This is a genomic window from Exiguobacterium sp. SH0S7, from assembly GCF_004337195.1.
GTDB lineage: Bacteria > Bacillota > Bacilli > Exiguobacteriales > Exiguobacteriaceae > Exiguobacterium > Exiguobacterium aurantiacum_A.
On sequence record NZ_SJVA01000001.1, the window covers coordinates 640,311 to 666,131 of the forward strand.

A 25,821-nucleotide genomic window follows, 5' to 3' on the forward strand; every position below is an offset into this window, starting at 1 on the left:
ACAAAACAAAAAACCGACTTCACGAGGAAGCCGGTTCACGGTTTGAAATTATAATTTTACAACGTTAGCCGCTTGTGGGCCGCGTTCGCCATCTACGATTTCAAACTCAACTTCTTGACCTTCGTCAAGAGCTTTGTAGCCGTCAGTTTGGATTGCTGAGAAGTGTACGAAAACGTCCTTGCCGCCTTCTACCTCGATGAAACCAAAACCTTTTTCTGAGTTAAACCATTTTACTTTACCTACCATGTGCAAATCCATTCCTTTCACCATTGAAGAATACAGAGGCTTTCCCTCTAATAGCTATATTACCACCTTATCGTCCTCGACACAAACATTTTCTGCTTTTTTTTGACACTCCCACGGCTAAAGCCGCAAGCTCACCCCTTCAGGATGAGTGGGATTCTGAAGTGCTTGTGCGAACGCAGTCCATTTCTGTTTTGTCCGAGCCTTCAGATGAGGGTGTGCCATCACCCCTCCTAAGACAGACCCTATAGGTTCTCAGGCTGGTCGACTGTCACCATCGACCACAGGTGCGTATCGGATGTTCATCGCACCGACTAGATCTCTGTGTTTTTTGAATCCGCACGGACAGGCGTACGTCCGGTCTTTCGCTTTGCTTCGTTCGCCACAAGAAGGACAGGTTTGAGAGGTGTAGGCCGGATTTACATATTCGACCTTGATGCCTGCGAGCTTTGCCTTGTACGTGATGAACAATGCCAAGCGATAGAACGACCAGGTGTGCAGATTCTTGTTGTGTTTACGGCTTGTTCTTGCCGTCTGTCGGATGTTCGCCAGCTTTTCGAGGCGGATGACAGAAATATGATTCTCTTTCGCGAAGCCGACGATCTCACGGCTCACCTTGTGATCTTTGTCTTTCATCCAGCGCTGTTCTTTGTTGTTCAGCTTCTTGATCGCATCCAGTTTCTTCTGTTGACCGAGCTCTTTCCGTTTCGACCGGAACTTGCGCTTCATGTACTTGTTCTCACGCCCGTTCCCGAAGAACCGCGCCTTGTCACGATCTGTCGATGCGACAGCGGGGACTTTCAGGCCGAGGTCCACCCCGAGCACGTTGGTGCCCCCCTTCTCCGTCGTGAGGATCGTGACGGCGATCTGGGCGATCCACTTGTTCGATTTCTTCGTGATGCGGAGCGTTCCGAGCTTGTTGGCGAGGAGCGTGGCGTTCCGGTTGTCCGGGTCGACCATCTCGGCGCGGATCGCCGTCTTCTTGACGTTGCCGTCGATCATGATTGGAAGAGAGATCGACTCGAAGTCGAACGAGTAGTTCTGGTTGTTCCAGGTGCAGTACGGTTTCTTCAGGACAGGGACGACCTGAAAGTCCTTCTTCTTCGCCCTCCTGAACACGCTCTTCGCGTCTCGGATGGCCTGGTTCTTGACGGCGCTGGGCAGATCGGAACTCACATTTTTGCTCGTCAGCTTTAAGCTTTCTCGAGCTTGCACCATGTCCGAGACGAGCTGGTTTGTCGTACCGATGTAGGTGCGCGTCATCCGCTCTAAGATCGATTGTTGCTCTTTTGTCGGATGAAGTTTGATGTTCACCGTCAATGTCTGCGACACGGTGTCACCCCCTTGTTTTTTGTTCCTCGACATAACGCTTGATGGTCTCGCTGGAGACGCTTCCCGCCGTCGAGACAAAGAAAGATCTCGTCCAAAGACTAGTGAGATGTGTGAGATGGGGAAACTCCTCTCGTAGTCTCTTCGACGAGACGCCTTTGATACGCGCCATGATGTCAGACGGGCTGATGGATGGCAACGCCGACAAGAATAGATGTGTGTGGTCCCGATCACACGCGATGGCGATGAGTCGAATGTCGAGCTCTTCGCAGACATCACGGACGATCTCTTTGAATCGTTGCTCGAACGTATCGTCATCAAATAGTTTTCGGCGATACCTCGGGCAGAACACGAAATGATAATGGATCATCGACACGGTGGTTTTGGTTCTTCTGTAGTTGTTCATACGCCCATTGTATCATTAATTTTATTAGAGTGATACACTTTATCGGGATAAGATGCTGCTTGTTGATTTCTGAAATTCCGACTAACGGGACTCCGAAATCAAGCTCACGTTCATCCCACCACTAAAGTAGAGGGCTTTCTCGTTCGCAAATTCTGTAAATGAATCGTCTTTTGGCTTACATTGGAATTATATTTCCCTACTTTTCATATTGGCTTATTGAATTTACATTTTTTGTGATATATCATTGAAGGGATGATTTAGGTTTGTGCTCTTTGAGTATCGGCCGATCCTGAAAATCTAATACGAGGAGGATGGTGCAGCGTATGCGCCCCTACTATTCCGAGGAAAAATATCGCATCACGAAGCGAACCGTGGCGATCCTGCCTTGCTTCGACATGATGAAGCAATCGCGGATCATTCTCGAGGACGGCAGCGAAATCTCGACCCCGCTCCGGCCGTACCAGTTGCTGCAGCTCTCTTGCCGCCAGTACAACAGCTCGATCGAGGAACGGATCTTCGTCGCCAAACGCGTCGCCGGGGTCAAAGGCAAAGTGCCGGTCGTCATCGAACCGACGACGGGACTCGTCTTCTTCCCGACGAAATCGCCGAAACGTGAAGATTGCGAATGGTACGCCTGGTCCCACATTCGGGACATCGCGACTGTCGAGGGTGCCCCGCACGGCGTGATCGTCACGAAAGACGGTCACCGCATCCAGACGAACGCGACCGCGTACGTCTTAAAAAACCAGATCAAAGCGACCGGCGAATTGGTCGCCCGGTTCCAACAACTGAACATGAGCCCTGCGCTCGAATCTTGACCGGCCTTCCGTCGTTTGACGGGAGGTTTTTTTATGGCCTTTTTGCTTCACTTTTTGAAAAAGAGGTCGATATATTGGTCGAGGTGACAACAATGCAAATCCAAGCGCAACTCGCTACAACCGTAGCCGCGAACGCGGGTGTCCAGATGAACCGCGTCTATAAAGCTGAAATCGTCAAACAGACCGGTCCTGACACGGCCATCGTCAAGGTCGGCGGCGAACAAGTCGAGGTCACGTTCAAGGACGGGCTGCCGAAGACGAACCCGTTCCAACTGACGCTCGTCGAAGAGGACGGAGTATTGCTCGGGACCGTCGTCGTGAAACCAGAACCGGAGACACCGGACGTACCGGTTCAAGGGACAAAACCCGACACGAAAGTCGATACGAAAATCCAAGCGTTGCTCGCATCGCTCCCGCCCGAAGTACGGAGCGCCGTCAGCCGCTTGATCCAATCGGGACGCCTGCCGCTGAACGAGGACACCGTCCGCTTGCTCGAGACCGTCTTCAAAGGCGACATGCGCGACGCCGTCCTGTTCTTGCGCACGATGGACGCGCCCGTCGTCAAACCGGACGTCGCCCGTGACATCGCGGTCACTTCATTAGATGAAGCGAAGCGTCAACTGAAGGTGCCGCCACCGGACGCACCGTACCCGCAAAAAGAGCGCTACGTCGAACTCGTCAACTTGTCGCGCCCGGCAACAGAACGCATCACACCGACACCGGAGACGGTCGATCGAATCATCAAAGACATCCCGGCCGCTCCACCCACCCGTCCCGAACCACGGGAAGCCTTGCCGCCCGTAGGCGGACGTCAAGTCGTGGTCAAGGAAGTGACGACGCATCTCGCTACCGTGACGAACACGTTCCGCTCCGAACAAGCGACCGTGACGAAACAGCTCGGCCAAGTCGCGGCCCTCGTCGAATCGAAGCCGCATTTGGCCCGCCCTGCCTTAGAGACGGTCGGGACACGTCTGACACAGCTCATCCAAAAGACGGACGCGCTGTTACATACCGACGCCAGGCAAGAGAAAGCGCTCGTCGCGATGACGGCGAAGCTCGACGTCGCCTTGTCACTGTTATCGACGAAGCCCGCTGAGAGTGCCGCCCTCATCAAAGACGTGCGCACCGCGTTGAACGAGTTCCGCTACGTGCCGAACCAGGTCCGCGTCGAATACATCCCGCATGGTGCCACTCGTGCCGGCGAGGTCCAGGTGACACCGCTACGCCTCGACGCCAATCTGTCAGGCCGCCACGTCCAAGAGACGGCGCAGCGCGTCCAGACCGCGTCGCAACAGGCGCAAGCCCAGACGTCACAAGCTGTTCAGGCGTCAGCCTTGTCGGTCCGTTCCGAAGCGGCGTCCCCGGAAGCGGCGCGCCTCGCTTCGTTCTTCCAAGTCCAACAGACGATCAACCGGCTCGATGGCGGGCAGCTCCATCAGCTCCTGCTCGCCTTGCCGGCGAAAGTCCAGGAGATCGACACCGGCATCCACGTCCACATCCAAAACCGGGAAGCAGGCGACGTCGTCGATTGGGAGAACAGTGTCCTCTACATCCGGCTCGAGACGCCTCGTTTAGGCGAGATCGGCGTGAAAGTCGAAGCGCTCGACCGTAACCTCCGGCTCACACTCGAACATGATGACCCGACGGTCGAACGGATCGCACGCCCGCTGCTCGGCAAAATCGAGACGACGCTTGAAGCGATCGGCTACCGGAGCGTGACGACCCAGTTCCGCCCGCTGACGAAAGCCGAGAAAGTCGAAGTCGAGCCAGAGCGCACGCAGACGACCGGCTATGACTTTAGAATCTAGGAGGCCCTTATGTATCAACGCATGGATTTGACGAAACGCAAGACGGCCGCCGTCGTCCGTTATGACGAGACGACCGACCGGGCCCCGATCATCGTCGCCCGCGGCACAGGTGCCGTCGCCGACAAGATTTTGGAAGAGGCACGCTCGCGCGGCGTGGCCATCGAGCACGACCATTCGCTCCTCGGCCACCTGCTCGACCTTGACCTCGGTGATGCCATCCCGCCGGAACTTTATGACGTCATGGCCGAAGTGTTGCTTTTAATAGAAGAACTTGACTCGATCAAAGGAGAACAATCATGAATTCGAACCGATTATATGAAATGAGCCCGGAGGAGCTGACGCAAGCGATGCTCCACGCGCTCACCTACCATTACGAGACCGCGCTGACAACGACGATCGCCGAGCGCAACCGTCATCTGCGCCAAGCGCGCGAACTGCTCGCGAAGTTGTACCAAGGACTTCATGACAGCGGCGGCATCATCTCGGCTCAGCTCGAGGAATTGTACTTATACATGGCGAAAGGCAGCCTCGAGGCGCTGATCGAACAAGACTTGGACAAGATTGAAGAGCTTCACGCGCTCGCGACCGACTTAGAGATGACGTGGGACCAGGCCATCGCGAACGCTCGTCTTCAACCCGCACACGTAGGAGGAAACCGTTATGAAAATTACCAATAACATTCAAGCCTTGAAAGCTTATACATCGCTGTCGCTCAACCAGACAACGATGAAAAAGACGATGGACCGCCTCTCGAGCGGTGTTCGCATCAACAAGGCGTCGGACGACGCGGCCGGACTCGCCATCTCTGAGAAGATGCGGATGCGCCTCGACTCGTTGTCGATGGCCGAGCGCAACACGCTCGACGGCATCTCGCTCACCCAGACGCTCGAAGGCGGCATGAACGAGACGCACTCGCTCCTGCAGCGCATGCGCGAGCTGTCGGTCCAAGCGGCGAACGGGACGTTGAGTCCGGACGATACGAAAGCGATCCAAGAAGAAATCAGTGCCTTGACAGAAGAAGTGTCCCGCATCGCCGAGACGACCGAATTCAACTCAAAAAAAATCATGAACGGCGACTATATCGAGGGGAACGAGACACTCTTCTTCCAACTCGGTGCCAGCAGCGGTGAGGGCGTCGTCTTGAACGTCGCCGACATGCGTGCGACCGCCCTCGGCATCGACGGGCTCGACGTGACGACGCAAGTCGGTGCCGACGACGCCATCGCCAAGTTCGATAAAGCAATCAACGACGTCTCCCTCGAACGCTCGAAACTCGGTGCCATCCAAAACCGATTGGAAGCGAACATCGGTGTCGTCACGATTAGTTCAGAGAACTTGACCGCGTCCGAGTCACGCATCCGCGACGCCGACATGGCCCGCGAGATGATGGACTTCGCCCGCCTCAACATCTTGAACCAGTCCGGCATGGCGATGATTGCCCAGTCGAACGCGTTGCCGCAAGGCGTGTTACAATTGTTGAACTAACTTACAGAAAGGACGAGGCCTGATGGACATTCGTCGAATTATGGAGACCCAGTCGCTTCACGGCGCGGGCAAAGCCAAGCGGCCTGACGCGGAACCTGGCGTCTCGTTCCAAAACGTGATCGGACAAAAAAGGGAAGACCGTGAGTACGAGCGCTTCCAGCGCCAGATTGCGGCCATTCACGATCAAGGTGAGCTCCTCGCAGAGAGTCAAACGGTCGAGTCGCTCACCGAATATAAACGATTGATCAAAGACTTTATGAAAGACGCCGTTGACGCGGCGCTCAGCCTCGAAGACAAACGCGGGTTCAACCGCCGGGGCCGGGCCAAGATCTATAAGATCGTCGAGCAGGTCGACCAGAAGCTGCTCGCACTGACGGACCAGGTCATCTCGGGGGAAGCGTCACGTCTGTCGCTACTCGACCAAGTCGGTGAGATCCGTGGATTGCTCGTCAACGTGTACGTATGAGGTGACATATGGCTGAACATTTATTTTCGAAGAAAGTGAAATGTCCTTACTGTTTAAAGGAAAGTGTGACACCACGCATCTTATCGCGCCATATTAGGCCGCAAGAAGTCGCGAAGGACGGCTATACGACGTACGACGGTGACAACCCGTACTTGTATGAGCCGGTCGTCTGTAGCCACTGTCACCTCGTCTTCCACGACTCGTTCGACAAAGTCCGGAAAAACAATCGCGAGGCGCTCGAGACGAACTATTTATCACGGATCAACCCGGAGACGCTCGAAGGCGACCGCACGCCCGAGCACGTCATCCAACTGTACAAGTTCGCCGTCATGACGGCCCAGCTGAGCGGACAGAAGCCGTCCGTCGTCGCCATGCTCGGGATGCGGCTCGTCTGGATGAATCGCTTGATCGGGAACGAGACGGTCGAGAAGGAATGGATGCAACGGACGCTTGATAAGTATAATGAGGTGCAGGAAGTATATACCGACCAGATTCGGACCGGATTGCCGTACGATCAGCTCATGCTACGAATCGCCGACTTGTCGGCCGCCCTCGGGTTGTATGAGGACGCCCGGCGCTGGTACGGGATCTTGCTCGGCAGCAAGGAAGTCTCAGAACGGATCCGGACGCAGGCCCGTGATCATTGGGAAGAGTTTCGAACCGAACACGCTTAGACGGACAGGCTATCCTGTTCGTCTTTTTTGGATTTAGGGTATGAGTAGAGAGATACTACATAAGGGGGAAATTACATGTTTGAACAACGTTACGTGACAGAAGTACGCAGCATCTTTCAAGAACAAAAACAGCTCGCAGAAAATGCGCTCAGTCAAGTGAGCGACGACGATTTGCACCGCGTGCTCGCACCGGACACGCTCTCGCTCGCCGTCATCGTGCAACATATCTCGAACAACATGAAATCAAGGTGGACCGATTTTTTAATAACGGATGGTGAGAAACCGGATCGAAACCGCGACGCCGAATTCGAGGACCAACAGGCGTCTCGCGCCGAGCTGATGGCGACGTGGGACGAACGCTGGCAGCTGTTAGACGACGTCTTGGCGAGTCTGACACCAGAAGACATCGGCAAGACCGTATTCATCCGCGGCGAAGAGAAGAGCGTTATCTGGGCGATCGAGAAGCAAGTGGCGCACTACAGCTATCACGTCGGCCAGATCGTCTACTTGGCGAAAGTATTCGCCGGGGAGAACTGGAACGTGTTGACGATTCCGTTGCCGCATCAACGTAAATAAAGAGAAGGCGCATCTCGTTGATGCGCTTTCTCTTTATTTGGTGACATCGATCGTGTATTCGTACGACTCCTCGGCCAATTTCTCATAATCCGTGCTCGTTGGTCCCCCGACAATCAATCTTAGTTCCGCCAACTCTTCCGGCATCGATTCGGCAAAGAAGAAGACGTTGCCTTCCTTCTTCACTTCCCCAAGGAAGTCGCCTCCGACGTCGTCTGAGAACCAGAGATTTGCATCAATCTGTTCCCCCGTATTCGTCACGAGCGTGCTCTGATTCGGATGGAAGCTGATTGTATCCTCGACGGTGTTTTCAGCAATCACATTGAAGACGACAACCGTCACCTCTTCTTTCCCATCAAACGAATCTCGGTACGCCTCCGCTACTTTCAAACGCGACGTCTGGACTTTGTCGACTTGGAATTGGACAGAACCCATCGCTTCCGTGATGTCGAGCGCTTTATTTTTTAAGTGAATTTGGTTGGTACCAAGCTCTGTTTCTTGGACTTCCGCCTCTTCTGTCTGTGTTTCCGTTTCTGGCGCTTCTTCAGGTTCTTCCGCTACCGCGACTTCCTCTGTTTCGGTTGTGGTCGTTTTCAATTCGTCGGCTTCCCCGCAACCGACGAGCAGCGCGAGTGGTAAGGCAAATAGGAATCCGTATCGTTTCATGTTCATTGAAAATCTCTCCTTTTGAAGTGACAAGTGGTGGTTGATACAACGAGCATAACGGATTCATCCACCTTACCTCAGCAATAAAAAGTAACAGGTCATTGGCCCATCACAATAAAAAACAAGGCTCGCAATTGAGCCTTGTTCGGTCTTGACATTTATCCTCGAGCTTTTAAGTCTTCTTCTTCATACGGGTCAGGATTCTCCTCGATCGGTGCGTCGTCCTCGACGTACGCCTCGAGCTTCGGGTCCCGTTCCACATATTCATCGTACGCCCCTTCTGGACCGTAGACGAAGTAACGACGATCTTTCGATGGCTTAGGATTTACCTTTTTCTCACTCATCTCGTTTCCCTCCCCTTTCCAGAACAGAAGCAACGGGTATAGTGATATTTACCCGATATTACAACAAAACAGACGTATTTGCATCCTCATCATTCGTTGAAACATTTGTACGGCTCTTTTCGTATGAGTAGGAACAACAACACGAAGGGACTGGACGTATGTTATTCAAAACAGGATTGAATCGAGGTAGTGTGCTGCTTGGAGGGTTCTTCATTCTTGCCCTATGGCAGAACTTGAACGGTGACGACAGCGCGGCTCGTAGTTTTCTGTTTTATGGAGTGATTGCCTTTTTCCTCGGATTGACGAGCGTCATTTACCAAATCCACGATTGGCGCTTTTCGAAACAGATTCTCGCCCATTATGGTGCGATGCACGCGACCGTATTACCGACTGTCTTGTTGAGCGGCTTCTATCCGTTGAACTCACTTCAAGATTTACTTCACGTCTACATACAGTTCAGCATGACCGGACTCCTCTTATTTACCACAACATTTTCCCTCTCAAAATTTTTGAGAAACCGAAAACCTATCAAAACAGACTGAACACAAAACGAGCCTGGGGCATCCCCAAGCTCGTTTATGTCTGCTGGTCGAATAGTCCAGAAAAGTTCGAATCGACGTCCTCGTACGGGTCGACGTACGACTTGACCGTCTTCCGTTCTTGGCGTGTCGTCCCGAGCGTCATCCCGAGCCGTTGATGCTCGGCCTCGATCAAGCGGGCTATCTTGTGACTGTCGTCGACGAGCTGACGAATGACCGTCTGATCGGTCGCTTCTAAGTCGGGACCATGCGCCGACAGCAGCTGTTCGCGGTCGTCGAGCAGTTCATGGATTTGGTCCATCCACGTGTCGTACGTCGGCTCTTCTGGCACTTGCGCCAACAAGTCTTTCAGACGTTGTGTTTTGAGAATAATCTCATCGATCGGCCTCATCCTTGTTTCGCGAGTTTCATCGCTTCTTTCCACGTATCACGGAGTTCGGTCGTGAAGTCGAGCACTTCGTCGAGGATCGTCGTATCGTTCTTGATATTTGCGTCAAGGAGTCGGCGCCAAATATATTCATAAAGCGAGTCAAGATTCGCAGAAATAGCGATATCTCTATTGAGTGTCAGACGCATCTCTTGGAAGATAGCTTGTGCTTTCTGGATATTCGTATTTTTCAAATCAGGATTTCCCTGCTCAAGTGCAAGTTTAGCGAGACGCGTGAACTTGAGCGCCCCGTCATACAGCATAAGTGTTAGTTCTTGTGGGTTCGCAGTCGTGACCGCGTTGTTTTGATATGTTGCATATGGATTGGCTACCATTGAAATTCCTCCTCTTACATGCCTCCGCCTAGAAACTGTTGCAGTGATGCCGCTTGCGAATTCGCTTGGTTCATCGCCGTCTCCATCGCCGTGAAACGGCGATAGTAGGCATTTTCTTTACTGATTAGTAATTCGTTTAAGCGTTCGATGCGTGTATCGATTGCTGTCATTTCACGACCCATTGAATATGTTGGTGCACCAGAGCCTTCAGATCCAGCAATTCTTGTAATTGTTGTGCGAGAATTTGTTGCAGCATCACGGATTTTTGGAAGCAGCCCACTCTCAGCATTCGTAAACAATTGATAGACTTGCTCTGGATCTTTTTCAATGGCGGCTTTGAGTTTCTCTTCGTTTAGCTCAATTTTTCCTCCGTTTGTAAAATCAGACCCTGTTGCAAGACCAATCTGAAATAGTTGCTTCATTTCATTATCATTAGTTGACGCTGAGGTACTAGACCACTTACTACGAAGGGTATCCATGGCACTGCGTACAATTGTATCGCCACGGAGCATCCCACTCATCGCTTTTTCTTCCCACTTTTTGATTTCGTCTTCAGACAGTTCATCACGCTGAGCTTTTGTAAGTGGAGTGAATGAACGGAATTTATCTTCCCGGACTTTTGTATTCATTAAATCGATTGTTTCATTATACTTATCTACGAACCCTTTAATGTTATCAAATATTTTTTGAGTATCGGTTGCGGCCGAAAGAATTACGGCTCCTTGTGATGCAGTGAACTGAGATTTAAGAGTGACGGTCATATTATCAATCGCGACAGTGTTAGAACTTTGCGTCATTGTAATACCATTCACTACGAAACTAGCATCTACACCTTTTTGAGGAAGAGCAGCAGGATTTATACCAAAAACATTCTTTGTAGTAGCATCAAATTCAATTATCGATTTTTCACCAGTCTGTTTTTGTGTAAGAGATAGTTTTCCAGAAATCGGTTCGAAGAATGCTGAAATCCCAGACTCTTTTCCGTTTAAGGCTGTGACTAAATTTTCTATCGTTGCCTCTTCTGATAATTTAATGGTCTTAAGTTCTCCGCCCTCTTCTGAACGAATTTGAACTTGATAGCCGGATGTGTAGGTCGCTTTCATCCCAATTGCCAAATCAGACCCATCATTCATCGTTACTTTTCCTGTTGCTCCATCATAAGTATAGTTAGCAGAATCGATTAAATTATCAGAAGCATCTTTCAATATAATTTGTTCCCCAGCTCTCGGTTTAGGAGAGAGTATCCATTCTTTAGTCGCCACGTTCAACTGTACTTCTTGAGTAGCTGATTGTAAATTCATATCTGAAAGCTTTGTCGCTTTCGTGACCGCATTTCCGATTTTGTCTTTCGGTTCAACAATCTGTGTGGCTGCTGTGGCAAGCTGATTAACTGACTCAATACGAACAGCTGTATTTCCGCTAGAAGGTCCTGCTACAACAGAGACACGAGACTCGTCTGATGAACTCGATGTCTTAGCGTAAAAGTTACGACTGAGCATAAGATCTACAGCGCTATTTCGAAGAGTCATGAGTGATCGGTTCATCTCTCGATATGCGTCACGCTTCCACTCTGTGGTTTGTTTTTTCTGTTCTAGCTTATCAACAGGGAGACGTTCTACTTGCATCAATTGCTTAATAATCGTATCAGTATCAATTCCACTGGCGAGTCCGCCGAATCGGATTGGTGTCGTCATAGTTCTCCTCCTTTAAACACGCTCATCAAATAAATGATTAAATTCCAAAAACGCCGCGAAAAAGTCGAGCGACTTCTTACTTGGGATTTCGCGAATAACTTCGTTGTTTACATCCACAATTTGAATATAATAGTCATTTAATTTTTCATGTTTCATAAACTTTAAGCCAGTAAGTTGTTGCTCAAGTACTTGATTCGCCTTCTCAACGGCCGCCTCTAACTTTGTGACGTGTTGAGGCGTCGGAAGAATCACGATGCCTTCATCAGCAAGCTTCGCTTGATTCGCTTCGACAAATACATTTTTCGTCTGTTCATATGGCAATACAGAAGAAGGTAGGTGAAGCCGGACTTCAGAGATGGTCGGGTTCATAAGCTTCTGCTCCTCTTATAAATGTTCTCATGAACTATATCGGTTTCTCTCAAATGTTTTTGTAGTTTTTAATGAAAAGAGTCATCATTCTTTGATTCTAAATAGACTAATTGCTGTTTTAATTCTTGAAATAATCGGTCAAGGTTCAGGCGTTTTGATTGATTGACTCCATACGCTTCAATTGCAAGCATACGCATTGCATATAAGATTTCTTCTTTTTGATCAAGCAATCGTTGGTCGGCTTTAATCTTCTTTAGTAACCGAATTGCTTCTTTTTGGTTCATCCACCCGCACACTCTCTCTTTTTATATGTCGGTCCATAGGATAAAAATTTTAGAAACGGGAAAAAGTAACCGATGAGTTCAATCGCAAGGGGGCAAGAAAATTGAAGTGGGAAGAATTAACTGTGTTCGAGAAGAGTTTATTGTTAGGGACGTTGCTCGGAGATGGAACGATCGCTCGTACAAAAGCAAAACAAATCCCAAAGAGGGGATTACAGTACCGTGAACATTTTTCGGTGAAACAAATGGAGTATCGGGAATGGAAGTTAAAAGTCGCACCACGTATTTTTAGCGGTATCAAAGTTCGATCTACCGGTACGAGCGCTGAACTGTATTCAGAGAGAGACGAACTGTTCACATGGCTCTGGGAACAATGTTACATTGATCGCAAAAAACATATTCCCGTTCAATTGCTAGAAGACTGTACTCACCCTGTATTCTTACTCGCACTTTATTTAGATGACGGGAGTCTGTCGCTGACCAAGTCAACTCGCTCTAAATTAAATCAGGTCATCATTACTCCCCACATTTACTTATACTTACAAGCATTTTATCCAGAAGAATTAGAGAAGCTGAGTGAATTTATTGCTCGGACTTTTAATCATCATTTTGTCTTGAGTCGTCGATCCGACGGGCACTTTTTTACGCTCCGCATACAAAAGACAGAAGAGGCAATCCGATTCTTAAATGACTTCTCACCTTACGCATATGCCGTTCCTTCGATGCGAAAGAAATTAGATTGGGAATATCGACTAGGGTTAGAGCGTGAGAATCATCCAGACATGACGGTCATATCTTCTAAAGCAAAACATGATTACACGGAAGATGAGATTGAATTTATTATCCAAGCAAAACACAAGGGGATGACTGACGCCAATATCGCGACGGAATTGAATCGATCATATTGGTCGGTCGTTTATAAATGGCAGGATATTAAAAAGAATCATTTGAAAGAGGAATCTGCAATCTACGCTTACTAAACACAAAGACCCGTCCCTCGCATATCGAGGGACGGGTTTAGTCTTGCTGTTTGTACATTGTGGGTACTGAGTCAAAAATTGAAGATAAGTCTTAACGAAGAAGTTGAAGAACCGCTTGCGGTTGCTGATTAGCTTGACTGAGCATTGCTTGTGCAGCTTGGTTAAGAATGTTGTTCTTCGTGAAGTTCATCATTTCTTTAGCCATGTCAACGTCGCGAACGCGTGATTCAGCAGCTTGAAGGTTTTCTGCTCCAACGTTTAAGTTGTTGATTGTGTGCTCGAGACGGTTTTGAACAGACCCTAAGTTAGCACGCTCGTCAGATACTGATTTAATAGCAGCATCAAGAGAAGTGATTGCTGTTTGCGCACTTTCTTTTGTCAAGATATCGTTACTAACGATGTTCAACGCAGTTGCGTCCATGTTCTTAATTGACAAGTCGATTGTTTGGTTAGAGTTTGCACCAATTTGGAATTTAGCAGCTGCTGTCGCAACAGTGATTGTTGAATCTGCTGTTCCGTCGAATGAAGTAGCGCTCAATGATGAGTTAGCTGTGAATGAGAATCCGAGTTTATCGAAGTTTACATTCGATTCGTTTGCACCTGTAGGAGCAACAACATCAGCTAATGTTTGAGTTGTTACGTTTCCAGCAGCGTCAGTGAATGTAGCTGTTAAGTCAACACCAGTTGTACCAGCTGCTGATGTAATCGCGATTGTCCCTACTTGCGAACCACCAACGTTGTAGTTAGTCATACCAGCAGCCGGAGCCAAATCTGCACCTGCTGTAGCAGTAGCACCAAGTCCACCTTTTAAGAGTGTTTTCGTATTGAACTCAGTTTGATCAGCGATTCGAGTTACTTCATTTTTTAATTGTTGGAACTCTTTATCGAGTGCTGCACGGTCATCAGCTGTGTTTGTTTCGTTAGATGATTGAACTGAGAGTTCACGCATACGTTGAGCGATTGAATGTGTTTCGTTCAATGCACCCTCTGCAGTTTGGATCAATGAAATACCATCTTGTGCGTTACGAGCTGCTTGATCAAGACCGCGAATTTGTCCGCGCATTTTCTCAGAAATTGCAAGACCAGCTGCGTCATCACCAGCACGGTTGATGCGAAGACCTGAAGACAATTTCTCCATCGCTTTACCCGTTTGGTTTGTGTTGAATGACATGTTACGGTGTGCGTTCATTGCGTTTAAGTTGTTATTGATAATCATTTTAATTTCCCTCCATAGGTTTAAAGTATTTTCCGCTCTTCCAAATCCATTTGTCCGAGCATACAAGGTTTAGGCCGGCCCCTCACCTTGTATTAATTGGCAACGTTTTTGCGTTTCCATACTCTATATCGGAGTCATCCCCAATCTGTTTAGTCTTTTTCAAAAAAAGTTACACATTTTGACTACTTCTTTTCAAATTGAATAGAAAAACGACCCATCACTGGGCCGCTCCTCCTTACATTTCCACCTTCACTTGCTCCGTCTCGTTCTGCAAACTCTCCGCGACACGAACGAGTTCCGTCATCGCACCGTTCACTTCACCAAGGCTTGCCGCCTGCTGGCTCGCCGCCGACGTGACTTCCGTCGCGTAACGTGACGCTTCTTCGACCATACCAACGATGCCAGCCGAGTTCGTGACGACCGAATCAATCTGTCCACGCGACTCGTCTAAGAGCGCATCGACCGAATGGACGTGGCTGTACACTTCGTTCGCCGAACTGTGGATCGTCGCGAACGCACCGCCCGCTTTCTCGACAAGCCCGACACCCGTCTCGACTTCTGCTTTCACGTTCGCCATCGATGACGACGTGTCACCAACTAACCGTTTGACGTCGACGATCAAATCCGTGATTTCTTGCGTCGAGTTCGCCGTCTGTTCGGCAAGCTTTTTGACTTCTGCTGCGACGACCGCGAAACCGCGTCCGTGCTCACCGGCACGTGCTGCTTCAATTGATGCGTTCAAGGCAAGCAAGTTCGTCTGCGCCGAGATGTCGCTGATGACGTCTGTGATGCGTGAGATCTCACCTGTCTTCTCCGTCAATTGACTATTGAGTGTTGATGACTGTTCGACTTTCCCAGCGATCGCATGCATCGCGTCGACTGACGTCGAAGCAAGACCTTTCCCGCTCTCGGCTTCTTGTTGCATCTCACTCGCCGAATCGAGCGCTGAAGCCATCTCCGTCCGGATGTTCTCCATCGTCCGGGCGACGGCACCGAGCAAGTCCATCGAGCTGTACGTCGCGTTGACGTTGTCCTCGAGCATTTTGTTCAAGGCGTTCATCGCCGAGCGGATACTTTCGCCGGCCGTGTTGCCTTCTTGGACCGCTGCCGCAATCTCTTGCGCCGAGCCCGTCAATTGGTCCGCCGTATAGCGCATGTTCGTTCCTTGTTCCCGCAAGTGTTCGACCATGTTGTCCATCGACAGAAGCAGACGCCCCATCTCTGAGCGGTCCGTCGTCGATTCACTTGCGAACACGACCGTCAAGTCGCCGTTTCCGACCTCGACCGCTTTGTCTGACGCTGACTCGATCGCTTTAAGCGGGCGACGGGCGATCAAGTAAATGACGCCCCCTCCTAGTACTGAAATGAGCAAGGCCACGGCCGTCCCGACGAGCATGACCTGACCCTTAGCTAGTTCGAGCTCCGTCAATTGAAGCGTGATGAACCCGACCGCGCCGCCTGTAATGAAGGACGTGACCAAGATCCAGGCGAGCAGTTGAGTCGTAAAGTTTTTAAATACGTTCACTATGAGTTCCTCCTCTGTGTAATTCATCACCTTCTATATCGTCCACTTGGAAGCTATTGTATAGCGTTTCCACTTGAAGTTTTGGTCAATGAAAAAAACGCCCTCGACTTCGAGAGCGTCCGTTAAAACCGGTCGTCTTCTTTTATCACACGTGTCTGTTCACGCGTCGTCGTGAACGCGTCAATCGCAAGAGCGATTGCCGCCACCCAGTGCAACATCATGCCAACGAACGGGATAAAGCCGAGCACCGACGCCGTGATCCCAACAATCGGGCCGAACGAGACTTTGTTCAGCCGCGATACCGACAGGATCAAGACGACGATATGAAACACGAGCATGAATCCGAGCGGTGAATACCCCATACTGATGATGAACAGCCCACCGAGCACCGGGATGCCGAGCATCGCCTCGAAGGCAGCGCCTAACCATTTTAAATTCCGAACCATTTTCTCACCTCACAGTTCTAGTAGGTAAAACTCATAGCCGCCGTTCTCAGTGAATCCGGCCCGCTTGTAGATCTCGAGCGCGGCTTTGTTTTCGGTCTCGACGTCGAGCTCGAGCTTCGTACGGCCCATACGGAACAGTTGTTGGACCATCTGCTTCAACATCTTCGTGCCGTAGCCCTGACCCTGATCGCTCGCCCGCACACCGAACGCGTGGATGCTCGCGGCATCGTCACCTGACAGTAGCGCGCGGATGACACCGACGGGACGCCCTTCAACTTCCCCGATATACGTCACGCGGTCCGGCGTGTCGATTTGGCTGTATATGTTCTCGGTCACATCGACCGGGTCTCCGAACGCCTCACTGAGCGTCTCGATGATGACGGGACGGTCGGCGTCCGTCGCCTCACGGAGCGACACTTCGTTTGGTTTCAAGAACAGCTCGGCTTTCTTCAAGACGAGGTTGTACTCCGAGAACTGATACGCCGCGCCCAAGTGGTCGACGACCGCCTTGCCCGACTTCGACTTGCGGTCGATGACGAACGTGAACGCCTCGCAACCGTTCTCTTTCGCGTCGCGTTTCGCTGCATCGAGAAGCGCCGTGAAGACGCCTTGCTTCCGGTAGTCCGGATGGACGAGCGCATTGACTTCATACTCGTTTGGGAGATACGGGAACAACATCAAATAACCGATCAACGTCTCACCATCATAGACGGCGTAGTCGTTCTGTCCGACCGCGACGTGACCGATCTTCACGTCGATCGCGTCATGCGCGTTGACCGCTCCCTCGAGCGCTGTTACATGTTCCGCCTGTCTTGCTTCTTCTATTGTCCAATTCATCCAATCACCTCTTTTCCATTTTGCACGGAAGCGATTTACATGTCCACCCCGAGCCGTCCAATCCCATTGAAGACGAGCCAACCGCCTAAAAGAAACAAGAACACCGGAATCAGATAAACGCTTGAAACGTTCAACAAGTGGCGAAATGAACGTTCGAAACGGACGTAGCGCGCATCTCCATGAAAATAGATGTACAGACCATAGACCATGGCCATCGGTGCAATATACACCACCCCATAGCATACGAACGCGATCAGACTGACAATGATTTCAAACCCTGCCCCAGATAGGATTGCGACGAAGCCGAACAACGGTAAAGCCGTCGGCAAGTCAAGAAACGTTGACGAGACCGAAAGTACGATAATCGAATACGGGTTCACGGTGCGGACGAGCGTCCCCACGACGTCTGGCAACGGCTCGTTTGCTCGGATTCGTCTGAATAAACGTAGCGTCGTGACGGCGCCATACACGAGACAGCCCAGTCCGATGACGAGTAACGATATCCCCACTTGAGTCGTGAATCGCTCAAGCCACGAAGACAAGACATCTCGCAGCAAGCGATCGAGCCCTGTATATATGGCGATTCCCGCAACCGTGTATACGACAAACGTCCCGACAATAAATAGACTCGCATGCCATTTTTTTCGGACAAGCGGCAGCAGCACCATCATCGTGGCAATCGTCGCTGGGTTCAGACTGTCGAGCAAGGCGAGACCTAGCGCGGCGAGTATGAATTCAAGATTCATGGTCTGCCGCCTCGGCTAACTGTCCGAGCAACTGCTCGAACGTCTGCCATTCCTCTGGCGAGAGCGCTTGTGAGATGTGATCGATAAAGCGCATATAGACGCCCGTTTCAGTATCGACGAACTCACGCCCACGCGGTGTCAGTCTCACCTGAATACTTCGTTTATCTGTCTCCTGACGTACCCGTTCGACATATCCCGTTTTGACAAGGCGGTCGAGCATTTGAGACACGGACGCTTTCTTGACGCCCATCCGTTCGGCAAGCGATGAGACGGTGATTGATGTTTCCTCATAAATCGCCAAGATGTATGGATAATTCGCGACCGTGATGTCGTCATACTCATGGACTTCGATTTCCTGCTGTAAACGTCTTAAGTAGCTGTCATACAGTGTGTTGAAATGTTGAATTACAGACATCTGTTACGCCCCCTTATATAGTTAGTTAACCTAACTATATAATAGATTATCCTACTCAGCAAACAAAAAAACGCCCGTCTCATGACAGGCGTCCAGATCAATCGATCAATTTAAACTCGAGCTCCGGGAGCGTCTCAAGTAACTCCGCGATCTCATCCGTATGCGCCTCAGCGCCTGGGACGGCCTCGGTCGGTTCGACCCAGAAGAACGTCTTGTCGCTCGCGCCGAGATAGTTGCCGTAACCGATTTCGGTCGCGAACGCCTCTTCCGAGAGTTCACGGTCGATCAAGTCAAGGTGGAACAACAGTTGGTCGTCCCCCTCCTCGACGCTATAGTAGAGGTCGAACGTGCCGTAGCTATTTTTATCGCCGACATCGACGACGTCTTGTGCTTTCTCGATATAGACGTCACCGCGCTCGATCGCCTCGGCGATCTTCGATGGGAGAATGATCTCGTAGCCGAGGTCGCGGTCACGGATCGTCTGTGACGTATCATCGGTTCGTCCGCGTGACGAGACGACACCGACCGTTGCGACGAGGGCACCTGTCACGCCAAGTGCGACGGCCCATTTTACTGTTTTATTCATGTTGAACTCACTCCTCTTTGATGACTGCCATGAGACGATTATCGCACAAAACATCACCAAATCATTAAATATTCTGAAAAAACTTTTTAGGATGCGTTGACGCCCGTCCGCCAATCCCATACGATGAAGATATCGTATTATAGAAAAGAGGAACTGACATGTCAAACGAATCCCAATTGTCGCGCGCACAGCTCGACGCGCTCTTAAAAAACGTCTTCGCCCTGCAAATCCCGGTCATCGAAAAATTCATGACGGATCTGTTTAAAAAATACGTCTCGACGGCGTCAACGTTCAAGCAAGACATGGACACGATGAAAGCGAGCGAGTGGCACCAACAATTCTTCGGTCAGAAGGCGATGCCGCACTTGTTCATCGAGAACCTTGGCTTCGGCGCTTCGTTCCGTCACCAGGAACAAGAAAAAGTCGTCAAGATCCCGGACAACATGACGGTCGTCAAACCGGACTCGGACAACCAGATCGAGGAGATTCTCCAAAACCTCGACAAGACGCTCGCGTCGATGGAAGTCAAAAACAAAGGACTCGTCAAAAAGTTCTATAAAGAGACGCTCGAACTCATCTGTCAGCTCGGCAGCCGTACCGGTATGATGGACGAGTTTTATGAGCAGGTCAAAGGCAGTTTGACGAAAGTGTAATGCCAACACCACGTCCTCGGGACGTGGTTTTTTATTGCCTGCTCCGTGGCTCGAACACGGCCAAGCGCTCGATGTTGGCGAGCATAGGTCGCGCTCGTTCAATCAGCGTCTTCGTCGTCTCGAGCGAGAGCGACTGCTGATGGGCGGCCTGACTCGCCCACACCTCATAGACGACGATCGCGTCGTCATCGAGTGAGACGCTCACTTCATACGTTTCGCACGACACTTCCTGTTGCATCGCTTCGGACGCCCCGAGCAAGATTGCGAGCAGTGTCTCACGCTCGCCTGGTACGGCGGTCAATTTCCCTATCAATCCATAAGACATGGTTATCCCTCCTTCCCGTATCGATTCGCCATCGCGACCAGCTTCTCCTCTCGCTTGAATTGACTCTTACTATGAAGCATGACGCCAATCATGACGAGTGAGATCCCGACGAGCGATAGCCCAGACGGGCGTCCGGCGTGGAGGAACATCAACTCACCGATGAGCACGAACAGTACCTCGAACGCCTGCGTCGCCTCGACTGTCGCCAGTTTGCCCATATCGCGCTTGACGAGGTCGGTCGCATAAAGTCTCTCCTTTCCGAATTCTCACTTGTTCTATGACCGATGTCCGATTTCCCGCCTATACTAAAAAATCGAGCAGCGTCGGCTACTCGATTCCACTCAATGGATATCTCGTTTTTGGAAACTTCCACCTTTCACTTCCGTCACTTCATAGACGACGACGAACGCCTCCGGGTCGACGTGATCGATGATGTCTTTCAACTTCCGCTCCTCGAGCCGGTTGATGACGCACGTAATCTCATGGTAGGCCGCTTTCGAATATGAACCTTGAATCGATTTGACCGTCACGCTCCGTCCGAGCCGGTCGCGAATCGTCTCGACCATCTCGTCGGGTGCGCTCGTGATGATGTTGAACGTCTTCGCTCCGCTCAGGCCCTCCTCGACGATATGAATCACTTTCGAGGCGATAAAATAAGCGATGGCTGACAGGACGGCTCCTTGTAGCCCAAATACCGTCGAGATGACGATGAAGACGAATACGTTTAAGAAGAGGATCAAGTCGCTCGTACTGAACGGCAGCTTTCGCGACAATAGAACGGCTAGCATGTCGATGCCATCGAGTGCGCCCCCATTCCGGAGCGAGAGTCCCATGCCGAAACCGAGGATGATTCCGCCGACGACGGTGATGAGAAGCGTATCGCCATCAATGATTGTTGGCACCCGGTGCATGACGACCGTCCCAATCGACAGCGACGCGATGCCGGTGACCGACAAAATGGCGAAGCTCTTACCGATTTGTTTATATCCGAGATAGATGAACGGGACGTTCAAGATGCCGATGAAGATCCCGAGCGGTAAGCCAAACAGCTGAGAGCCGACAACACTGATGCCGGTGATGCCCCCGTCAGAGACGTTGTTCGGGATGAGGACTGACTCGAGGCCATAGGCGGCAATCAACCCTCCAAGGACGTTCATGATGAGATTAACACTCCATTTTGTACGTTTCATAGAACCCTTCCTTTCATGTCACATTTCATCAGTCTAGCATATATTTAGTTATAATACATAACTAAATTCATCGAATCGTATCGTTCGCATCTAAAGTCAAAATGCTATACTAGGTAAAAAACGAAAGGGGTGATACGCGATGCAGCGTCCACCGATGCCTTCCCCGACCCCGGAGGAAGTGCTCCGCTTAAAGCGGGAACATAATCCAATCAAACCGACCGAGCTCTTCGCGAAAGCGCTGCTCCTCTTGATCGGCTCCTTCATTTTCGCCATCGGACTTGAGGCGTTCCTCGTCCCGAACCAGATCATCGACGGCGGCATCGTCGGCGTCTCGATCATCGTCTCTTATCTGACGGAAACAAAAATCGCCATCTGGCTCGTCCTTTTCAATTTGCCGTTCATTTACTTCGGCTACCGCCAGATCGGGAAGACGTTCGCCGTCGTCACGCTCGTCGCCATCTTACTCATGTCTGGCTTCACCATCCTATTGCACTCAATCGAACCGTTCACGGACGATCTGCTCCTCTCGACCGTGTTCGGCGGTTTCTTGCTCGGTGCCGGGATCGGGCTCGTCATCCGGGCCGGTGGTTCGCTCGATGGGACCGAGATTTTGGCCGTGTCGTTCACGGACCGACTCCCGTTCTCGGTCGGCGAGATCGTCATGTTCTTCAACATCTTCATCCTAGGTACGGCCGGCTTCGTCTTCAGCTGGGACCGGGCCATGTACTCGCTTATCACCTATTTCGTCGCCTTCAAGACGATCGATATCGTGTTAGAAGGGATCGACCAATCGAAAGCGGCGTGGATCATCACGACGTCGCCGGACGACGTCGGCCAAGCCATCATGGACCGACTCGGCCGCGGTGTGACGTACCTTCACGGCGAAGGGGCGTACACGGGTGACGGCAAAAAAGTCGTCTTCACCGTCATTAGCCGACTAGAGGAGACGAAATTGAAAGACATCCTCGACGACTATGACGAGAAGGCGTTCCTCGCCATCGGTAACATCCACGACGTCCGGGGCGGACAGTTCAAAAAGAAAAATATTCACTAAAAAGGTCGGCCCCGGGGCCGACCTTTTGCGTTATCCTAAACGTGCCTGATCGCGTCCGCTCATCTTCGCCGCATAAAGCGCCGCATCGGCCCGCTCGAATACAAGCATACTCGGTTCGGCGTCGGCGACCGACGCCCCGATCGAGATCGTCATCGGGATCGTTTCCCCTTCGAACGTGAACGGTGTCTCGCGGACGACATCGACGACCGCGTCGGCAAGCGCCACGACGGCCTCCCCTGCACCTTCGACGACCATCAAAAATTCTTCGCCGCCGTACCGACCGACAAATCCCCCGTCCGGGCAGTTCAGGCGTAACGTCTCACCGATTTGACGCAACGCCTCGTCGCCGGCACGATGGCCATATGTATCGTTCAATTGCTTGAAATGGTCGACATCGATGACGAAGAGTGCCCACGGTCGACCAGACAGTTCCACCTCGCTCAACCGTTCGAGCGTCATGTAGCGGTTCGGGAGTCCCGTCAACTCGTCGACCGTCGCCCGATGGGTATGCAGACGGAACATCCAAAGATGGGTCTCCAACTTCTTGACGCCCCAATAGCATATCCAAGCCCCAAGCGATGTCATCAGGAAATACGGGATGAACACGTCAATAAACGTATCGAGCGAGACGTTGCCGACGACGCGGACGAGGACGAGCGCCATGCCGATCGCGATGTACACCGCGAACGAATGACCTCGACGCACCGATTGGCGGCCGAGCCCGACGGCAATCACCAAAAAAATGCCGATCATGACGAAGCCGTTCATGATGATCATACTGAAGCCATCTGTCAGCAACCTGACCGCGACAGATGTGAGGATGGCGACGGTCACCCCGACCGGACCGGCGAATGCCGCCGCGAGTGCGAACGGAATGATCCGCAGGTCGATTTTGGCCCCGTCGACTATGATTGAGTTGATTGTCAGCAACACAGCGATCAGTCCGTTCGACAGCCCGAACCCGATGCGGATGGCGAGCGGTGACGACACTTGAATCGGCAAAACGTCACGCATCACATAGAACGTCAACGAAATGAGCAAATAGATGATGCTGATATTGATGAAAAAAATGTTTACAACCTGACCCAATCGACCCAATCCTTTCCCAATTCTTCCTGTCTATCCTATCGTACCCGTACGACACGTGTCAGCCTATCTAAAAAATCAGCCAGCTAAAAAGTCGAAAGCTCATGCTTCCGACTTGTTTTTAAGCATTTGTTTCATCAAATTGGCACTATCGCGGGCCGACTCGTTCTCGGTTTGCATTTGGACATACACCTCGTGGCGATGGATGTCGATATGACGCGGGGCGTCGATGCCGAGCTTGACTTGGTCGCCTTCGATGGCGAGCACGGTGAGCGTCACATCGTCGCCGATATGGATCGCCTCACCTTGTTTTCGTTTCAATACGAGCATCAGCGCACCTCCGCTTTCTGGCCGCCGAGCGGGTAGCGGGCCGAGTAGGCATCGTCTAAGATGACTTGCTTGCCACGGCGCTCTTTCGTCTCGATGACAATCGGCGCCTTCAAGTTGAGCGTCGAGGCGTCGAACGGTTCGCGAAGCGTCACGATGGCATATACCGAAACGTGCTCGGCCTCACCGATCGCGAGCTGCTCCTTGGCACCGTCCGTCAGTTCGAACGCATAATCCGCCTTATGCCAGAACGGGTTCGTCACGACGAACGCACAAGCCGAATCTTCGATCGACTGCAACGACCAGAACGGGAGGTCGTCCCCGTACGGGATGAGGACGAACGTCTTCGAGTCCGGAAAACCGGGCACCTCGCTGACGAACGAAATCGTCTCTTCTTCATTCACTTCAATCTTGCCAAAATAATCTGTCTCAATGAACATGGATTGTCCTCACTTTCAACGCGTCTCATCATACATGCCACCGATCGGCCACATCTCGAGCGATGCTTCTTGGCGAAGCGAGATGTCCGTCGTCCATGGTGTGAACGAAATCTCGGCCGGGGTAAGCGATACATCTATTTGTGCCGGCGTCAGGTTCCATTCGATTTTGACATCCGCCGGCGTATACGTCAACTTGACGCGGTCGATCGACTTCGGCATATAGCCCATGTCGACGATCGGGTACGGGTCGTTCACTTTACTCGCGGCGATGCTCGGGATCGGGTTGCCGTTCTCGATCCGCATCAGTTGATCGCCTTCTCGGGCCGCCTGGCTCGTCGCCTCGCGCACGCCTTGTTCACCGAGCTGGCCGAAGTAGCGGCCGAGTTCGAGCGCGCCTTTCAAATTGCTCTCACTGCGTGCGACCGAAGAGTCGACTTCGAGCGTGCCTTGTCTCGTCTGTTGCGTCATCTCGACCTTGCCTTGCGTCATCGACACATCGGCCCGCCCTTGTCTCATCTCGAGCACGGGGCGGTTTGACGTCATCTGGATCGCGGCCTGTGTCTGCCGCATCTCAAGTCTCGCCAGGTTCATCCGCGCTTACCGGAGGAAGTCGAGGAGCGTCGGCTGGATGATGCGGGCCCCGGCCGACAATGCGGCCCGGTGTACCGTCTCATGTGACTTGAGCTCCATGATGACTTTCTCGATATCGATGTCTTCATTGTTCGACATGATCGTCTTCGCGATGATCTCGTGGTCTTGCAGACGGTTATCGACAAGTTCGAGGCGGTTCGCCCGAGCCCCGAGTTCAGCCCGCTCCGTAATCAAGCTTTGACCAAGCGTATCGAGCGTACCAAGCATTGTCGAGAAGTCTTGGCCTGTCTTCGTCGGGTCTTGAAGTGCCAAACTCAAGTCACGCAATCCTTTGAACAACTCTTCACCGAAGACGGTCTCAGGCTGCATATTCACTTGAACCGTGATTCCTTTTGATACTTCAAATTTGATTTCACCGCTACCAGCCGGAATAGCTCCACTTTCATAAATATCCGCCACAGGCGCAGCCGGATCCGTACTTGCCAAATACGCTTTTAGATTAGCGATATTAATAAGCGGCTTGTCTGTCTTCGTCCCGTTATAAATATACTTCTCGCCCGCTTTCGAGTTCGCGAGCGAACCGATGTGTTCGACGAGTTGGTCAATCTCACTCTTGATAATTTCACGTTGTGACGATTCGTACGTATCGTTCGCTGCTTGCGTCGTCAGTTCACGGATCCGTTTGACGGCTTCCGTCACTTCGTTCAACGTCGAGTCGGTCAAGTCCATCCAGCTCGTCGCTTCGCTGACGTTACGGCGGAACTGGTCGACTTCGCGCACCTCGGTCCGGTAACGGATGCCTTGCATCGCAACGACCGGATCCTCGGACGCTTTTTGGATCCGCTTCCCGCTGATGAGTTGCTCTTGGACGCGGGCGAGCGTGTTATAGCTGCTCGATAAATGTTTCAAGTTCGTCTGTGTGAGCATCGTCTGTGTGACACGCATTA

36 protein-coding genes and 1 pseudogene are annotated in these 25,821 nt (G+C 51.5%); 12 read left to right on the forward strand and 25 right to left on the reverse strand.

Annotated features, from left to right (window positions below):
• Positions 1-48: 48 nt before the first annotated feature.
• The 3 genes from cspD to tnpA all read right to left on the reverse strand — a co-directional run bounded on the left by cspD (position 49) and on the right by tnpA (position 1,978).
• Positions 49-246 carry a cold-shock protein CspD gene (gene cspD, locus EVJ22_RS03225; protein ID WP_035386012.1) on the reverse strand — a complete coding sequence of 66 codons (198 nt, stop codon included), beginning with the start codon at positions 244-246 and terminating at the stop codon, positions 49-51.
• A gap of 252 nt (positions 247-498) precedes the next feature.
• Positions 499-1,575: an RNA-guided endonuclease InsQ/TnpB family protein gene (locus EVJ22_RS03230; protein WP_131443187.1), complete on the reverse strand. Its 1,077-nt coding sequence runs from the start codon at positions 1,573-1,575 to the stop codon at positions 499-501.
• 4 nt (positions 1,576-1,579) lie between these two features.
• Complete coding sequence (tnpA, locus tag EVJ22_RS03235; protein ID WP_131443189.1) at positions 1,580-1,978, reverse strand: IS200/IS605 family transposase; 399 nt, start codon at positions 1,976-1,978, stop codon at positions 1,580-1,582.
• Between the two features lie 323 nt (positions 1,979-2,301).
• Here tnpA and EVJ22_RS03240 point away from each other — a divergent pair, with 323 nt between their 5' ends.
• From EVJ22_RS03240 to EVJ22_RS03275, 8 genes are all read left to right on the forward strand, one after another.
• On the forward strand, positions 2,302-2,796 hold the full coding sequence (locus EVJ22_RS03240) for a competence protein ComK (protein ID WP_071397986.1): 495 nt from the start codon (positions 2,302-2,304) through the stop codon (positions 2,794-2,796).
• Between the two features lie 92 nt (positions 2,797-2,888).
• Positions 2,889-4,604 (forward strand): hypothetical protein, encoded by a 1,716-nt coding sequence (locus EVJ22_RS03245; RefSeq protein ID WP_233589579.1) that lies wholly within the window; start codon positions 2,889-2,891, stop codon positions 4,602-4,604.
• 9 nt (positions 4,605-4,613) lie between these two features.
• Complete coding sequence (locus EVJ22_RS03250) at positions 4,614-4,904, forward strand: EscU/YscU/HrcU family type III secretion system export apparatus switch protein (protein WP_071397988.1); 291 nt, start codon at positions 4,614-4,616, stop codon at positions 4,902-4,904.
• A complete protein-coding gene (locus tag EVJ22_RS03255; RefSeq protein WP_131443193.1) occupies positions 4,901-5,281 on the forward strand; it encodes a flagellar export chaperone FliS in 381 nt (126 codons plus the stop codon). The genes EVJ22_RS03250 and EVJ22_RS03255 overlap by 4 nt, the downstream gene beginning before the upstream one ends.
• On the forward strand, positions 5,265-6,089 hold the full coding sequence (locus EVJ22_RS03260) for a flagellin N-terminal helical domain-containing protein (RefSeq protein ID WP_131443195.1): 825 nt from the start codon (positions 5,265-5,267) through the stop codon (positions 6,087-6,089). Before EVJ22_RS03255 ends, EVJ22_RS03260 begins: the two co-directional genes overlap by 17 nt.
• Positions 6,090-6,111: 22 nt before the next feature.
• Positions 6,112-6,555 carry a YaaR family protein gene (locus tag EVJ22_RS03265; RefSeq protein WP_016508634.1) on the forward strand — a complete coding sequence of 148 codons (444 nt, stop codon included), beginning with the start codon at positions 6,112-6,114 and terminating at the stop codon, positions 6,553-6,555.
• 8 nt (positions 6,556-6,563) lie between these two features.
• A complete protein-coding gene (locus tag EVJ22_RS03270; protein ID WP_131443197.1) occupies positions 6,564-7,229 on the forward strand; it encodes a DUF2225 domain-containing protein in 666 nt (221 codons plus the stop codon).
• Positions 7,230-7,304: 75 nt separating this feature from the next.
• Positions 7,305-7,805, forward strand: coding sequence for a DUF1572 family protein (locus EVJ22_RS03275; protein WP_131443199.1), 501 nt, complete (start codon positions 7,305-7,307; stop codon positions 7,803-7,805).
• Between the two features lie 33 nt (positions 7,806-7,838).
• Here the strand turns inward: EVJ22_RS03275 and EVJ22_RS03280 are convergent, their stop codons facing one another.
• Positions 7,839-8,474 (reverse strand): DUF4352 domain-containing protein, encoded by a 636-nt coding sequence (locus EVJ22_RS03280; protein WP_131443200.1) that lies wholly within the window; start codon positions 8,472-8,474, stop codon positions 7,839-7,841.
• 152 nt (positions 8,475-8,626) lie between these two features.
• Positions 8,627-8,812 (reverse strand): hypothetical protein, encoded by a 186-nt coding sequence (locus EVJ22_RS03285; protein ID WP_131443202.1) that lies wholly within the window; start codon positions 8,810-8,812, stop codon positions 8,627-8,629.
• Between the two features lie 158 nt (positions 8,813-8,970).
• Here EVJ22_RS03285 and EVJ22_RS03290 point away from each other — a divergent pair, with 158 nt between their 5' ends.
• Positions 8,971-9,354, forward strand: coding sequence for a DUF3021 family protein (locus EVJ22_RS03290; protein WP_131443204.1), 384 nt, complete (start codon positions 8,971-8,973; stop codon positions 9,352-9,354).
• Positions 9,355-9,388: 34 nt separating this feature from the next.
• On the opposite strand, the gene fliT is transcribed toward EVJ22_RS03290, so the two are convergent.
• The 5 genes from fliT to EVJ22_RS03315 form a co-directional block, all read right to left on the reverse strand.
• Complete coding sequence (gene fliT / locus EVJ22_RS03295; RefSeq protein ID WP_131443206.1) at positions 9,389-9,742, reverse strand: flagellar protein FliT; 354 nt, start codon at positions 9,740-9,742, stop codon at positions 9,389-9,391.
• On the reverse strand, positions 9,739-10,113 hold the full coding sequence (gene fliS / locus EVJ22_RS03300) for a flagellar export chaperone FliS (protein ID WP_131443207.1): 375 nt from the start codon (positions 10,111-10,113) through the stop codon (positions 9,739-9,741). Before fliS ends, fliT begins: the two co-directional genes overlap by 4 nt.
• 14 nt (positions 10,114-10,127) lie before the next feature.
• A complete protein-coding gene (gene fliD / locus EVJ22_RS03305; RefSeq protein ID WP_131443209.1) occupies positions 10,128-11,807 on the reverse strand; it encodes a flagellar filament capping protein FliD in 1,680 nt (559 codons plus the stop codon).
• A gap of 12 nt (positions 11,808-11,819) precedes the next feature.
• Positions 11,820-12,176 (reverse strand): flagellar protein FlaG, encoded by a 357-nt coding sequence (locus EVJ22_RS03310; RefSeq protein WP_131443212.1) that lies wholly within the window; start codon positions 12,174-12,176, stop codon positions 11,820-11,822.
• Between the two features lie 68 nt (positions 12,177-12,244).
• On the reverse strand, positions 12,245-12,460 hold the full coding sequence (locus EVJ22_RS03315) for a hypothetical protein (protein ID WP_131443214.1): 216 nt from the start codon (positions 12,458-12,460) through the stop codon (positions 12,245-12,247).
• A 101-nt stretch (positions 12,461-12,561) separates the two neighbouring features.
• On the opposite strand from EVJ22_RS03315, the gene EVJ22_RS03320 reads away from it, so the two are divergent.
• Positions 12,562-13,437: an endonuclease gene (locus EVJ22_RS03320; RefSeq protein ID WP_131443216.1), complete on the forward strand. Its 876-nt coding sequence runs from the start codon at positions 12,562-12,564 to the stop codon at positions 13,435-13,437.
• 91 nt (positions 13,438-13,528) lie between these two features.
• Here EVJ22_RS03320 and EVJ22_RS03325 read toward each other — a convergent pair whose 3' ends face one another.
• From EVJ22_RS03325 to EVJ22_RS03355, 7 genes are all read right to left on the reverse strand, one after another.
• Positions 13,529-14,653, reverse strand: coding sequence for a flagellin N-terminal helical domain-containing protein (locus EVJ22_RS03325; protein ID WP_131443218.1), 1,125 nt, complete (start codon positions 14,651-14,653; stop codon positions 13,529-13,531).
• 235 nt (positions 14,654-14,888) lie between these two features.
• Positions 14,889-16,178, reverse strand: a complete 1,290-nt coding sequence (locus tag EVJ22_RS03330; RefSeq protein ID WP_131443220.1) for a methyl-accepting chemotaxis protein — start codon at positions 16,176-16,178, stop codon at positions 14,889-14,891.
• 122 nt (positions 16,179-16,300) lie between these two features.
• Positions 16,301-16,624, reverse strand: coding sequence for a hypothetical protein (locus tag EVJ22_RS03335; RefSeq protein WP_131443222.1), 324 nt, complete (start codon positions 16,622-16,624; stop codon positions 16,301-16,303).
• Positions 16,625-16,633: 9 nt separating this feature from the next.
• The gene (locus tag EVJ22_RS03340) at positions 16,634-17,461 is read right to left on the reverse strand and encodes a GNAT family N-acetyltransferase (RefSeq protein WP_131443223.1); all 828 of its coding nucleotides are present in this window, start codon (positions 17,459-17,461) and stop codon (positions 16,634-16,636) included.
• A 35-nt stretch (positions 17,462-17,496) separates the two neighbouring features.
• Positions 17,497-18,207, reverse strand: coding sequence for a GAP family protein (locus EVJ22_RS03345; RefSeq protein WP_131443225.1), 711 nt, complete (start codon positions 18,205-18,207; stop codon positions 17,497-17,499).
• Entirely contained in the window at positions 18,197-18,622 is a 426-nt protein-coding gene (locus EVJ22_RS03350) for a MarR family winged helix-turn-helix transcriptional regulator (protein WP_131443226.1), read from the reverse strand. The genes EVJ22_RS03345 and EVJ22_RS03350 overlap by 11 nt, the downstream gene beginning before the upstream one ends.
• A 97-nt stretch (positions 18,623-18,719) precedes the next feature.
• Positions 18,720-19,208 carry a hypothetical protein gene (locus EVJ22_RS03355; RefSeq protein ID WP_233589580.1) on the reverse strand — a complete coding sequence of 163 codons (489 nt, stop codon included), beginning with the start codon at positions 19,206-19,208 and terminating at the stop codon, positions 18,720-18,722.
• Between the two features lie 158 nt (positions 19,209-19,366).
• Between EVJ22_RS03355 and EVJ22_RS03360 the strand changes: the two genes are divergently transcribed.
• A complete protein-coding gene (locus tag EVJ22_RS03360; RefSeq protein ID WP_131443228.1) occupies positions 19,367-19,861 on the forward strand; it encodes a hypothetical protein in 495 nt (164 codons plus the stop codon).
• 31 nt (positions 19,862-19,892) lie between these two features.
• On the opposite strand, the gene EVJ22_RS03365 is transcribed toward EVJ22_RS03360, so the two are convergent.
• From EVJ22_RS03365 to EVJ22_RS03375, 3 genes and pseudogenes are all read right to left on the reverse strand, one after another.
• On the reverse strand, positions 19,893-20,186 hold the full coding sequence (locus tag EVJ22_RS03365; protein WP_131443230.1) for a putative quinol monooxygenase: 294 nt from the start codon (positions 20,184-20,186) through the stop codon (positions 19,893-19,895).
• Positions 20,187-20,188: 2 nt separating this feature from the next.
• A pseudogene (locus EVJ22_RS03370) lies at positions 20,189-20,431 on the reverse strand (multidrug resistance efflux transporter family protein); the annotation flags it as partial.
• A gap of 96 nt (positions 20,432-20,527) precedes the next feature.
• Entirely contained in the window at positions 20,528-21,376 is an 849-nt protein-coding gene (locus tag EVJ22_RS03375) for a YitT family protein (protein WP_071398009.1), read from the reverse strand.
• 139 nt (positions 21,377-21,515) lie between these two features.
• Between EVJ22_RS03375 and EVJ22_RS03380 the strand changes: the two genes are divergently transcribed.
• Positions 21,516-22,430 (forward strand): YitT family protein, encoded by a 915-nt coding sequence (locus EVJ22_RS03380; protein WP_233589581.1) that lies wholly within the window; start codon positions 21,516-21,518, stop codon positions 22,428-22,430.
• A 30-nt stretch (positions 22,431-22,460) separates the two neighbouring features.
• Here the strand turns inward: EVJ22_RS03380 and EVJ22_RS03385 are convergent, their stop codons facing one another.
• From EVJ22_RS03385 to flgL, 5 genes are all read right to left on the reverse strand, one after another.
• Complete coding sequence (locus EVJ22_RS03385) at positions 22,461-23,519, reverse strand: GGDEF domain-containing protein (protein ID WP_233589582.1); 1,059 nt, start codon at positions 23,517-23,519, stop codon at positions 22,461-22,463.
• A gap of 99 nt (positions 23,520-23,618) precedes the next feature.
• Positions 23,619-23,846 (reverse strand): carbon storage regulator CsrA, encoded by a 228-nt coding sequence (gene csrA, locus EVJ22_RS03390; RefSeq protein ID WP_016509303.1) that lies wholly within the window; start codon positions 23,844-23,846, stop codon positions 23,619-23,621.
• Positions 23,846-24,283, reverse strand: a complete 438-nt coding sequence (gene fliW / locus EVJ22_RS03395) for a flagellar assembly protein FliW (RefSeq protein ID WP_071398011.1) — start codon at positions 24,281-24,283, stop codon at positions 23,846-23,848. The genes csrA and fliW overlap by 1 nt, the downstream gene beginning before the upstream one ends.
• Positions 24,284-24,298: 15 nt before the next feature.
• On the reverse strand, positions 24,299-24,853 hold the full coding sequence (locus EVJ22_RS03400) for a DUF6470 family protein (RefSeq protein ID WP_233589583.1): 555 nt from the start codon (positions 24,851-24,853) through the stop codon (positions 24,299-24,301).
• Positions 24,854-24,880: 27 nt separating this feature from the next.
• Positions 24,881-25,819, reverse strand: a complete 939-nt coding sequence (gene flgL / locus EVJ22_RS03405; RefSeq protein WP_071398013.1) for a flagellar hook-associated protein FlgL — start codon at positions 25,817-25,819, stop codon at positions 24,881-24,883.
• Between the last annotated feature and the right edge of the window lie 2 nt (positions 25,820-25,821).